Annotated in this window: 11 protein-coding genes; 3 read left to right on the top strand and 8 right to left on the bottom strand. The window is 42.2% G+C overall.

Translation table 11 applies throughout. The annotated features are described in order from the left end of the window. Nucleotides 1-49: 49 nt before the first annotated feature. Nucleotides 50-790 carry an SdpI family protein gene (locus ACZ47Z_RS15640; protein ID WP_054754158.1) on the top strand — a complete coding sequence of 247 codons (741 nt, stop codon included), beginning with the start codon at nucleotides 50-52 and terminating at the stop codon, nucleotides 788-790. A gap of 104 nt (nucleotides 791-894) precedes the next feature. Here the strand turns inward: ACZ47Z_RS15640 and ACZ47Z_RS15635 are convergent, their stop codons facing one another. From ACZ47Z_RS15635 to ACZ47Z_RS15625, 3 genes are all read right to left on the bottom strand, one after another. Then, nucleotides 895-2298 carry an alanine/glycine:cation symporter family protein gene (locus ACZ47Z_RS15635; protein WP_226865976.1) on the bottom strand — a complete coding sequence of 468 codons (1404 nt, stop codon included), beginning with the start codon at nucleotides 2296-2298 and terminating at the stop codon, nucleotides 895-897. Between the two features lie 164 nt (nucleotides 2299-2462). Beyond that, nucleotides 2463-3815, bottom strand: a complete 1353-nt coding sequence (locus ACZ47Z_RS15630) for a sensor histidine kinase (RefSeq protein WP_054754160.1) — start codon at nucleotides 3813-3815, stop codon at nucleotides 2463-2465. Further along, the gene (locus tag ACZ47Z_RS15625; protein ID WP_464525728.1) at nucleotides 3812-4486 is read right to left on the bottom strand and encodes a response regulator transcription factor; all 675 of its coding nucleotides are present in this window, start codon (nucleotides 4484-4486) and stop codon (nucleotides 3812-3814) included. Before ACZ47Z_RS15625 ends, ACZ47Z_RS15630 begins: the two co-directional genes overlap by 4 nt. 157 nt (nucleotides 4487-4643) lie before the next feature. On the opposite strand from ACZ47Z_RS15625, the gene ACZ47Z_RS15620 reads away from it, so the two are divergent. Continuing rightward, nucleotides 4644-5129 carry an entericidin EcnA/B family protein gene (locus ACZ47Z_RS15620; protein ID WP_117541662.1) on the top strand — a complete coding sequence of 162 codons (486 nt, stop codon included), beginning with the start codon at nucleotides 4644-4646 and terminating at the stop codon, nucleotides 5127-5129. A gap of 308 nt (nucleotides 5130-5437) precedes the next feature. Then, nucleotides 5438-5659, top strand: coding sequence for a hypothetical protein (locus ACZ47Z_RS15615; protein ID WP_054754165.1), 222 nt, complete (start codon nucleotides 5438-5440; stop codon nucleotides 5657-5659). A 44-nt stretch (nucleotides 5660-5703) separates the two neighbouring features. On the opposite strand, the gene ACZ47Z_RS15610 is transcribed toward ACZ47Z_RS15615, so the two are convergent. The 5 genes from ACZ47Z_RS15610 to ACZ47Z_RS15590 all read right to left on the bottom strand — a co-directional run bounded on the left by ACZ47Z_RS15610 (nucleotide 5704) and on the right by ACZ47Z_RS15590 (nucleotide 12423). After that, nucleotides 5704-7386: a recombinase family protein gene (locus tag ACZ47Z_RS15610; RefSeq protein WP_118553444.1), complete on the bottom strand. Its 1683-nt coding sequence runs from the start codon at nucleotides 7384-7386 to the stop codon at nucleotides 5704-5706. 118 nt (nucleotides 7387-7504) lie between these two features. Continuing rightward, complete coding sequence (locus tag ACZ47Z_RS15605) at nucleotides 7505-7771, bottom strand: DUF6870 family protein (RefSeq protein WP_007884026.1); 267 nt, start codon at nucleotides 7769-7771, stop codon at nucleotides 7505-7507. A 469-nt stretch (nucleotides 7772-8240) separates the two neighbouring features. Further along, on the bottom strand, nucleotides 8241-8651 hold the full coding sequence (locus tag ACZ47Z_RS15600; RefSeq protein WP_014080198.1) for a sigma-70 family RNA polymerase sigma factor: 411 nt from the start codon (nucleotides 8649-8651) through the stop codon (nucleotides 8241-8243). 580 nt (nucleotides 8652-9231) lie between these two features. After that, nucleotides 9232-11742, bottom strand: a complete 2511-nt coding sequence (locus ACZ47Z_RS15595) for an ABC transporter permease (RefSeq protein ID WP_118601454.1) — start codon at nucleotides 11740-11742, stop codon at nucleotides 9232-9234. Nucleotides 11743-11757: 15 nt separating this feature from the next. Beyond that, nucleotides 11758-12423: an ABC transporter ATP-binding protein gene (locus ACZ47Z_RS15590; RefSeq protein WP_054754173.1), complete on the bottom strand. Its 666-nt coding sequence runs from the start codon at nucleotides 12421-12423 to the stop codon at nucleotides 11758-11760. Nucleotides 12424-12452: the final 29 nt, after the last annotated feature.

Genomic DNA, 12452 nt, shown 5'->3' with positions numbered 1-12452 from the left:
ATTAAGGGAAACGGGATTATCCGTTCCGGATGCAGATGTTTTGATTGAAATGGCAAATTTGCTTGATGTATCGGTTAGTCAATTGCTTGGAATTGAGGAGAGTATCCATAGTAATGGGAATTTGGCGGAAGAATTGGCGGAACTAAATGAACAGCTGGCAAGAAAAAAGCAAAAAGAAAAGTTGTTGTATCAGGCAAACCAGAAAAGAGGTCTGATTCTGTTTGTTACATTTTTATCTATGATGATTACAATGAGTGTGAAAAATGAAGTCGTATCAATTCTAATGGCAGGAATATGTATGCTGATTGCAGGTATCGTACTGTATCGTAATTTGGCCTTGTTTACAAGTCTAACAACTGACGATTTAAGGCTTGGTATTTTCCGTGTTACCACACTTTGCAATATTAGCATTTTAATCATTGGTATTGTTTTTGCTTTTCTGAGTGCAGTTGATGTCATTACTTTTTCGGAAAATGGAGAGAAACTATTTGCTATGGTATTATTGTCTTGCATAATGGTTTTTATAGGTATTGTATCGCCGAAGTTGCCATATAACAGACATACCGGCCTTCGTTTGCCATGGACTGTGCGTGATGAAGATACCTGGAAGATTGCACATAGAATTTTAGGATTTATTTCATTTCCGATGGTATTGCTGTATATAGCCTGTGCATTAACAATTTCTGATTTTGAGATTGTGTCTGTTGTAACAATGCTTATCTGGATCAGTATTCCAGGTGGAATATCCTATATTTATTTCTATAAAAAATACCACAGTAACAAAAAGTAAAAAGCTATCCATTAAAACACAGAAAGTCTTAGTTATAAAATAGAGGATGTAGAAATTGGGGGAGATTATCCGATGGTTCGGACAGTCTCCCCCATTATCCTGTTTTATCTCCAGAAATCTGTTTTTTGTCTAAGACCGATGTCTGCACTTTTAAAAACCGGGTTGATTCCCTGTTTTAACTGCACTTCATAATCTTGGATCGCTTTCAATGCAATCCCTGATAAAATCAGGATAACCGGAATGTTAATGAGCGCCATAACCCCCATCAGTACATCGGAAAGATCCCACAAAAGAGACATCTCCATTCCTGCGCCCAGAAAGATTGCAAGTGCCGATACCAGTCTGAAGCCTTTCATAAAAGCTTTTTCCGGCTGTTTTTTGTGAATGTAGATTAAAAGATTGTCACAATAGAAGCAGTTTCCGAGCAGAGTTGTAAATGCAAAAAATACCATTGCAACTGTAATGAAGATCGGCCCGAAAGAACCAAGTGATTCCTGAAGAGATGCCTGTACCCATGGTGCTCCCTGCAATTCTTTTGCCGGATCGATCCCGGATGACATACACATCATTGCTGTTGCTGTACAAAGCAACAAAGTATCAATAAATACGGATAACATCTGTACCAGCCCCTGTTTTACTGGATGGCTGACATTTGCCGAAGCTGATGCATTCGGAGCGGAACCAATACCTGCCTCATTGGAATAGAGTCCCCGGCGGATTCCCTGCATCATGGCTGAACCGGAAAATGCTCCGAAAATTGCTTTGAAATCAAATGCTTCTTCAAAAATGCGCACGAACATTGCCGGCACGTTCTGAATATTGATAATTACTACCAGAAGTGAAATTCCGATATACGCAATCCCCATTACCGGCACAACCATTGAAGTTACTTTTACGATACGTGATCCGCCGCCAAGCAGACACCATCCTGTCAGCACTGCCAAAATCCCACCGATGATCCAGGGACTCATCTTTGCATCATAAAAAGAAAATACTGAAAATGTAGACTGCAGATTATAAGATGCCAGCATATTAAATCCAAATGCGTAGGTTAAAATCATTGCAACGCAGAAAACAATTGCCAGCGGGCGACAATGAAGTGCCGCTTCAATATAGTAAGCCGGTCCTCCATAACAGCTTCCGTCTTTTCCTTTTTTCTTATAAATCTGTGCCAATGTACTTTCGATCAGTGCAGATGCACTTCCGATGATCGCAATCACCCACATCCAGAATACAGAACCAAATCCACCTATACAAATCGCCGATGAAACCCCGACAATATTTCCCGTTCCCACACGGGATGCTGTTGAAACCATAAGTGCCTGAAAAGAGGAAATTGCCCCTTTATCCTCCGGCTTTTCCATCACGGATCCACAAGCATTCTTAAATAATCTTACCTGTGGAAATCTTGTGCGGATTGTAAAATAGACTCCCGCACCAATCAGTAGAATGACCAGCAGCTTGCTGTACATAAAAGAACTGATTGTACCAATAATTGTTTGAAACATACCTTCTTTCCTTTCTCTGTTTGCTGTCAATATATTAACGGAAAGAAGGTGGATTTGCAAGCTTTTTTACATTTTAGTACTTGGTTTGAAAACTGATGGAAGAATAATACGATACTGTGATAGAATAAGGAAAATATACCAAAAGGATATATAGCGATAGCCCCTTATATTTTCGGAAATCGGAAAATAAAACTCGTTCCGATATCTTCGATACTTTCGACGTGAATGGTTCCATTGTGGAGGTTTACAATCCAGCGCACCATAGAAAGGCCGAGACCGGTACCGCCATTTTCTTTGGAACGGCTTTTGTCTATGCGATAGAAACGCTCCCAGATTTTGTCCAGGTGTTCCTCACTTATTCCAATACCATCATCTTTCACTTCACCGACAATCTGGTCATTTTCGACCTTCAGGATAACATGAATATGTCCATTTGTTTTTCCGTAATTGATGGCATTGGTTATTAAATTCATCATCATACGCAAGAGCAATGTCTGGTCGCCGTTCATAAATAAGTCGTCCTGCTTTTGCAGGGTGATTTCAATATTTTTTTCCTGTGCTTTTGTCTGCAGTTCTTCTATTACAAGTTCGCTTAATAATCCAAAATCCAGTTTTTCCATCAGATGCTGCTCATCCTGTTCGTTTCTGGCGATCATTAACATTTCGCTTGTCAGCTTTGACATTCGTTTTGCCTGCCTTAAGATGACTGCAATCTCTTCTTTATCTTCCGCAGATAAGTTTTCATTTTCCAATAAGTACTCACATTGGGAAATGATAACAGCAACGGGAGTCCGCAGTTCATGGGATACGTCTGATGTGAATTGACGTTCCTTCTCAAACGAAAATTCCAAGCGCTCAAACATTTCGTTAAATTTCTCCGACAATTCGTATAATTCATCTTTTGCTTTTGGCAGAGACAATCGTTTGGAAAGATCTTTTCCATTGCTGATGTTTTCAACTTCATCGCAGATAAGATCCACCTGTCTCAATGCCCGCTTGATCATAAAATATCCGATGGCCCAAATCAGAATAATGAGTAATGGGAATACAATCAACAGCATTTTCTCGGATGTCTGCATGAAAAGTTCTATAGAATGTACGGAGGTAATTCCTCGTACCCACATTTCCTCATCGTCACCGTAAGTGTAAACGCTGTCATATATCATCCATTTTCGATTTGATCTGGTTATCATTCGCGGTGTATTCGACTTGAGGATAGTTTCTTCTGGAAATTGGGTTGGAATCGTTCCATAAAGTAAGCGTCCGTTTTTGTCATAAATACAAAACATAATACCGTCATCGTAAAATTCGGTATTGCCGTCAAGATAAAAGGAATCATCCTGAAAATTAATATTTGAAGAGAAACCAGTCACTGCGGCACTGATTTCTTCTTCTGTCGCAGAAATTCCAACCTTATCCACAAAAAGAAGGACGAGAACTAAAATAGTCCCAAGAACTACGGCAATGATTCCGGTGTACCATAGCGTAATTTTTTTCTTGATCGTCAGCTGTTTCATTCGTTTTCCCTTATTACATATCCGACACCGCGAACAGTGTGGATGAGTTTTTGTTCATATTGTGCATCGATTTTTTTTCGTAAATAGCGAATGTATACGTCGATCACATTGGAACCACCTTCAAAATCAAAGTCCCACGCATTCTGTTCAATCTGCTGTCTTGTCATTACGATATTTTTGTTGCGCATAAGACATTCCAGAACCATAAATTCTTTTGCAGAAAGATCAATTTCATTTCCGGCTCTTGTAACCTTTCTTGTGTCACGATCCAGAATAAGATCTGCTATTTTTAGTTGATTGGATGTAAATTGTGGCTTTCTACGCATCATGACACGGATTCTTGCAAGTAGTTCTTCAAATGCAAATGGTTTGATCAGGTAATCATCGGCACCAAGATCCAGTCCTTTGACACGGTCTTCAATGCTGTCTTTTGCTGTCAGTAACAGAACCGGTGTATCATCTTCTCGTTGCCTTAATTCTCTTAAGATTTCATATCCGTCCTTTCCCGGCAACATGATATCAAGAATAATACCATCGTAGGAAGTCATATCGATATAATCCATTGCTTCCAGACCATCCCCACAGGCATCTACACTGTAATGTTCCTTGACAAGCCTTTTTTTGACAATGTTTCTTAAATCATTCTCGTCTTCTACAATCAGTAATCTCATAATGTAATTATTATAATACCAATCATTTTCGTGTGCTAGAGTCCTTTTTTTCATTTTTTGAAATTACTATTTGTTTTAATCTTTTTTTAATCTTCCCCCTATATGATACATATAACAGCAAAAACAAAACATCCAAGAGACGGAAGGAGAACACATTATGAAAAAAATATTAGTAGTTTTATTATCTCTCACATTAATATTTGCTTTTACAGGATGCACTTCATCCAATAATGGAGCAGCAGAAGATATAGAAATTAAGACACAGGAAGTTGTAACATCAAATACAGATGACAATGATGATAATATCAGTAACACAGAAAACGCAGTAGAGAATGCGAACGAAAAGGATTATGATTTCTCTTCTTATGAAAACGATATCCGTAATATAACAAAAAGTGTAAACAATGCAAAAACATCTACAAATGCATCTGAGAATCACGAACAATTCTACACTTTGAAAAAACAGGTAGACGCAGTCGATGACGAACTGGATAAGCTTGACGATGAATTTGAGTATGCTTACCAGATGAAAGAGATTAGCTTCGAGACATACAAAGCGAGAGAACGCACGATTGAAAAACTGGAAGATGAACTGGAATTAGCAGAAGAAGCACTGGAAAATAAATACGGAATTGACGATTAATTCCATATCGACTTCTTCAGAAACCATATCTGTCAGGGAATAACCAGAATCGCCCGGCACAGATTTTATATCACCTTCTTGAGTTTTACTTGGAATGGATGCTTGCGAAATGCTTTGAGTCGTTCTACTATGGTTTCGCCTTTCCAATTACTTTTTATCTTTTCAATTACTTTTTATCTTTTCAATTACGCCGGAGTAAACAAATTAATTCGATTACTAACACAAGTGATAGTGGCACCATATGAATAATCGGGTATTATGAATATAACATAATGAATAGAATATTCTTACCGGGGAGGCGAAAAATTATGGATAAAAAAAAGAATGAAAAATGGGAAATTGTAGGCGTATATCTGTTATTTATTATTGGAGTGGTTGGATGCATCTTCTGCATATTCAATGAAATTAATAAACAAAAAGAGTTTGAAAATTCTACTGATATTCGAAGGGTGAGTGCAGTTATTACTCAAGCAAAAGAAGATGAAGAGTCTAGGATGATAAAATATGATGTTAATTATTCATATGATTAGCGCCTATTAGGAAAACACACTGTCAAAGGGGTTTGTAGCGGGGGTTAGCCCGCTACTGCGGTATCTTCCGTAGTGTTGATTTCAATGTACTCGGCAATCTTGCGGAGCTCGTCAGCAAATTTGAATTTCACGCTGATATTGCCGTTTTCATAGACCTTGATATAGTCCACAAGTTCAACCAAGATTTCACGGTTGAGGGCTTCAATGTTCTGATACTTCATAAAGGCTACCAGTGCAGGATGCTCATTGTCCACACCGTTTGCCAGTTCTGCGCGTTCAGCGTTCAGCCGGGTAAGCACCGCGGAAATATCAGAAGTCTGCCGTTCATAGTCAGCCTTCATATCCCGGTATTCCTGCTGGGTGATTTCACCGTCTTTCCAGTCCTGATAAAGAGATTGCTTGTAGCGTGTTATCTTTATCAGTTCCCGCTCTTTTGCAGCTATCAGATCGTCCAGTCGGTAAGACTGGCTTTTTTTGATTGGAGCGGAATTGATCTGCGTTACGATTTCTGAGTAGGAAACAGCTAAATGTACCTGATGCTGTACGGCGAACAGAACAGCAGCCTCCAGCCGTTCATGCTTGATTGAGTGCATGGTGCAGGCTGCCCGGGAACGGTTCTTGTAGGTTGAGCAAGAATAATATACATTGTTGTTCTTGCTAACGCATCGGGTAATGGCCCGCCCGCAATCGGCACATTTCAGAAAGCCGCTGAATAAATGTACCTCACGGCCTTTCGGGGAAGTACGGGTATCACGCTGTAAGAGAGCCTGTACCTTATCGAAAGTTTCATAGTCGATAATGGCCTCATGTGTTCCAGCCACTTCCACCCATTCCTCGCGGGGAACAGCTTCAATCTGGTGTACCTTGTAGCTTTTCACCCGGCTCCGACCTTGGGCTAAGTCCCCGGTGTAGGTCGGATTGGTAAGAATGGAGTGGATCATGCGGGCTCCCCACATAGGATCGTCATACCCTCTTGTCGAAACAGGCAAGCCCTTTTGTACCTTGTAAGCCGAGGGGCTCGGTACGCCGTGTTCGTTCAGGTACAACGCGATAGCACGTTTTGATGACCCTTGAATAAGCATTGTGAAAATGAGTTTGACATTTTCAGCAGCATCGGGATCAACAATCAGCCTGTGCTTGTCCTTTGGGTGCTTTACATAGCCGTAAGGAGCAAATGCTCCGATATACTGGCCGTTGCGCCGTTTGTAATCAAATACCTGCCGGATCTTTTTGGAAGTCTGATAGCAGTAATTATCGTTCATCACGTTTGTAATGGGAACGATGATATTTGAAACGCTGTCGGGGTTCTTGTAGCTGTCCACATTCTCAGCAAGGCTGATAAAGCGAACACCCATTTGAACAAACAGGTTGTCGATCAAACTTCCGGCATCGCTATAATTTCGTGCGAAGCGGGACAGGTCTTTTACTATAACGCAGTTGATTTTACCACTCATGACATCCGCCAAGAGCCGTTGAAAATCTTCACGGTTAGCGTCCGTTCCAGTATGTCCGTCATCTACATATTCCGTGATACTTTCAAACTCGTCAATGTTGCGTCGGTAAAAATCGTTCAGTAGGTCACGCTGGTTCTTTACGCTGTTGCTATCGTCTTTTCCTTTTTTCAAATCTTCCTTTGAAAGCCGGATATAGATGCCCAGCCGCCAGCGGCGGATTGTGTAAGAGGGAGAGAAACTCTGCTGATACCCTCTGTTTTTTGCTCGTGCCATTGTTCCTCCTTCCCTATCACATTACACTTATATTATAACTCTGTCCGGGGAGGACAACAAGGATGCCTCCGCTTCGGGACACTTTGTCTCGAAGAAGCAAAACGAGCTGTAACCGAAGTTACAGCCCGCTTCTTTGCCGCAGCAGGAAATCCGTCAGCTTATCTTGGAGAGATGGCCCGCTTTCAGCAAATTCAATTTTCACGCCAACCCCACCGATGCAAAAGCAGTATGGATTTTTGACAGTCTGCAAAAATCGAGAGATGCGCTCCTTTCGGGAAAGCGCATTGTCAAAGGTCATACCGCTCACATCAGGCAGGGACTCGGCAGCCACCGCGCCAATGTCAACGCTTCTCATTTGTTCAAGTTCCTGTGTAGTTAATTTCACGGTAAACCTCCTTCGCAGATTGATAGAACGCCTCCCGCTGTTTGGTGGGGAAACGCAACAGGCCAGCACCACCGGGATGCTGGCCTGTTGCCTTACTCCACCTTGGGACACTTTGTCTCGAGGTTTATTATAGTTTTTGAATATTAGAGAGCGCCGCACATATTTACTTGGCCTGTCCAAAGACAATCGTTATTTTCTGTGCGGCGCTCTCAACGCAAGTAAAGCGACAAGCCCGGAGGAACAGGCAGCCAACCTGTTCAGCGCCGGATCATGGCCTTGGGATGGCCGGGCCCATTTACAGTGTTGGTGTTGTTCGCTCAATCTCTTTTGGGAAATGTCACCGCGCACCCACCGTCTGGCTCCACGTACTTACTCAGGGTTGCCGTTATTCCCTCGCGTTAGGAAGAAAACCTCCTCTCATAAACCGAGACATTTTTTCATCAATTCCAAGTGGGTTAAGAAGAAAAAATCAAAAAGTTTTTTTCATGCGTTCAAGGCCACGCTTGATCGACTGGCGAATAGACTCCTCATGTACGCCCTCGGCCTCGGCAATTTCCTTAATCGACTTGCCAAGAATGATATGTGCGTCAATTCTGCGGCCCTGGATCTCCGGCAGAGAATTGAGAGCGTTCCACAGACGAAGAAAGGTTTCCATCCGTTCAAGGAGCTCCTGCGGGGTCGGCTCATGCAGGCAAGCGGAATATTCAATCCCGTCATCGCAGTCCAGAGAATACTGCGCCTTGTGCCGGGAGAGCCGCCGCTGGTAGGCCATTTCATAGCGGGCATCGGCCTTGAATACCTCGGCCACCTCGTCAGAAACTTCGATAAGCTGATCCTGCGTGTACCAATAATAAAAATCTTTCAAATTGATAGTAGTCATCGTAAAATCCTCCATTTCAGTTTGTTCGGGGTTGGTCGGAAACGAAATGGAGCAACGGCGGAGAACGGCACCGCACCTCGGGACACTTTGTCTCGAAGTCTGGAAAGCAAAATGCGCCTGTGCGACACAAGGCCGCACAAGCGCACGAAAAAGTATTATCGGTTATGTACTGTTTAATTTCATGTTCAAAACCGGACTGCTCCGACGGAGGGGCTACGCTTTTTTTAGCTGGTGCAGATCACGCGAACAATGAAATAATAAAATGAACACGGCAAAATAACCTCCCATCGGCTACCGTGTCCCTACAAGTCGTCATTGGTTTGTGTAGACGCAAAGAAACGGCGGCTCTGAAAATCAAAGCCGCCGTTTCAAATGGGCGTGTTGATAGGCTGCTGTACGACGGCTTTTTTTCTTTTGCCGTCGTGCGGCAGCTTGTTCCTTTTGCGCTTATCTTAACAAGCAATCCTCACAGAAATGTCACTGACACACGCTGTTTCGACAGAATAATGGGCTGAAATCTCACGAACCTGTGAGATTTGAAAAACCGGGAGAATAATCTCCCGGTTTTCATCGCAAATATTTAATTCTGCCGCAGTCTCTCTACAACACTTTGCTTAACATTTTGCATGAAAGTTATGACGGGGGTTGCCAAGCAGACCAGCAAAACAATAGCTGCGACAACTAACAGAGAAATTACAGGATAGTGAAAAGCTGCATAAGGAACCATTCTTCTAAAGGCTGAGTATATTGGAATATATATCGCTGTTCCCAGTGTGGCAAGCAGTAGGAAAGAAATACTCCAATAATACCCGCCTTCCCAAAGCAATACATTTCTAATTTGCTTTTTCGTCATTCCTATACTTTCAAGTGTTGCAAATTCATGTTTCCGAGTATTTACACTAACAACCATTGTGTTAATGAAATTCATAATTCCTATCAGCAAAAATACAGCGGACAACCCTGCGGCTATAATCCTTGAGGTCAGCAAATATCCGGCCATTTCTTGCTGCTTTTCATATCGTGACAGAATCGTAATGCCCGGTGACGAAGCAGTAATGGATTGAAGCTGCTCCATAATCCCTTTGTCATAACTGCTATCAATCGTATCAAAAGCAATCCGAAAGATTTTGGTTTCTCCAGACAACTTCTCTATTGCCTGCTCACTGATATACAAATCAGGGGCAGTACCTCTCTCATTTCCTCGACCACTCTGAAAATCAGCGTCCAGAAAGCCAGTTGCCACTGTAAAGACCTGTTCCCCGGACTCACCGACAACGGTGATTGCTTGCCCTGGCTGAATCAATAGGTTTCCCTCATCATCCGTCATAGCGGACAAAACCACCAACTCTCCCTTTTCAAAGGCGGTTAAGTCAATAGGCTTATCAAGCGTTTTATTAAGTTCTTCGATATATCTGGAATCTATTCCGTAAACGCCGCTCCAAAAATTATCTGTATAGTTTTTTCGTGTTTCCGCATTTGAAAAATCAAGACCTGATACGCCATCCAAGGAATCAATATATTTCCCGAATACATTTTCGTCGTAAATGACATCCATAGTGGGCCACGGTGAAGCAGAATAAGTGACGCGCAGATTTTCAATTCCCTGCATTGTTTCAATTTGCTGCAACATTTCATCAGAGAGCAGGTTTCCTTCTTCGGAAATGCTGTAAGTCAATGCGAAATCACTTTCTCCCCATTGATTTACAAAATTGTCGGGACTTAGGCTTGATAGTAGACCAGCAGAAACCAAAAACAATATTAAGCCTAAAAATAAGGACGCAAAAGTAAGGAAGGCGCTTTTAGGGTTTCTAAAAATATTATCTCGTGCCATCCGAGATAATTTTGTTCTATGGCTCTTATGATCTCGGTAACTCCTTGTATTTGCCTCCGTATAGCGTGAAGCCGCAACAGGAGAAATACTTGCAGCTATTTTCGCTGGTTTCATGCTGCCGATGATTGCAGTAAAAAATGTGAAGATTGCGGCACCCGCAAAAATAATGGGGGAAAAGGACACTATCTCCCCATGGTCTGTATCGCTTGAGTACATCATATTCATGGCAAACGGAACAAGTCCAAGCGAAACAATACCACCGACAATCAGGCCGCTGGGAATACCGATCACCGCCGTTCTGAATATTTGAGAACGCACGATCCGCTTGATTTGTCTTTTTGTCGTGCCTATCGTTTTAAGCTGTCCATAGAATTGTGTATCTCTTGAAATTGAGATATACAGAATGTTATAAATCAGCAAATAGCCGCTGATAATGATAAAGACGATAATAGCAGCCAGTGGAAGAACAATGGTGGTGGAATTGCTCTGAGCAATAGGTACAATTTCAAAGGACTGACTTTCTGTAAACGAAATCTTCCGTTTTAGTTTTTCACAGGATCGCAGGGCATTACTGTCATCAGAAAAAGAAATCATTGCGGTAGACACACTATCAAAGGGAAGCCCTGTTTGTGTTGCAAAAAGCTCCGAAACATAAGCGGCACCACGGTTGCCTGCACGTGAAGCCGAATAATCTGTGTAATAGCCCGACAAAACAAATTCATCGGAGATATATTGATAATCTGTTCCGAGTTGATAGGAAAGGGAAATATTCATCCCTATCTGTGGATCATCAATCCCCATTGCACGCAAAGCCCATGTAGGGAGCATAATTTCATTTTTTGCTTGCGGATAATCTCCGTGTATATCCGAAATTGTTGGTACACGGTGTTCTTGCCATTCTGTTTCGTCTATCCAAGTAATACTCAGCAGGGCATCGTCCATTCCAGATGTATCAATGCTGCCCAATCTCTGACTGATACCAACTACGGATACCAAGCTGGATCGGCTCAATTCTTCATATTGTTCTTCTGAGAGGCTTGTAATTGCCACATCCGCAGTCGTGCCCATCGCACGAATTTGCTGCATTTGATAGGTTTCAAAATAACTGCACCCCAAACTAAATACAGATGTGATCATAAAGGCGGTCAAGAATAATGCGATGGTAACGAAAACATTTCTCTGCTTATTAGCGCGGTAGCTTCTTTTGGCAAGACGATTGATTGTTGCCTGATTATTGTTCCCAAATAAAATATCATCCATCAATGTCACCCCCTGTCACTGTGCGATTTTTCCGTCCTCAATACGGATAATTCGGTCGGCAAGCTGGGCAATTTCATTGTTATGGGTAATCATTACAAGCGTTTGATGGAACTTCTGACTTGTAACTTTCAGCAAACCAAGAACATCACTACTTGTCCGGCTATCCAAATTGCCTGTCGGTTCATCTGCAAGTATAATAGCTGGTTTGGAAACAAGGGCGCGGGCAATCGCTACACGCTGCTGCTGGCCGCCGGACAGATTGTTAGGCATACTGTTCAGCTTCCCATCGAGAGCCAACATTTTCACGACTTCATCCATAAACCGCTTGTCCACGGTATCACCATCCAGCTCCACCGGCAGGACAATATTTTCATAGACATTCAGCACAGGAACAAGATTGTAATTCTGAAAGATAAACCCGATGTTACGTCTGCGGAAGATGGTAAGCTGTTCATCCTTGAGTTTCGATAATTCTTTCCCTTTTACTTTAATACTGCCGGAAGTTGGCGTATCTAACCCGCCCATCATGTTCAGCAAAGTAGACTTACCGCTGCCGGAAGTACCAACAATGGCAACAAATTCACCTTCCTCAATGGATAGGGTCACGCCATCCAATGCTTTTGTAATGTTCGGTTCGGTGCCGTAATATTTCTTCAAATCTGTCGTTTGTAATATGCTCATATAGAACACCACCCTTTCTTTTTGATGGC

The organism is Mediterraneibacter faecis, assembly GCF_055383675.1.
This window is presented reverse-complemented; position numbering and strand designations above follow the sequence as displayed.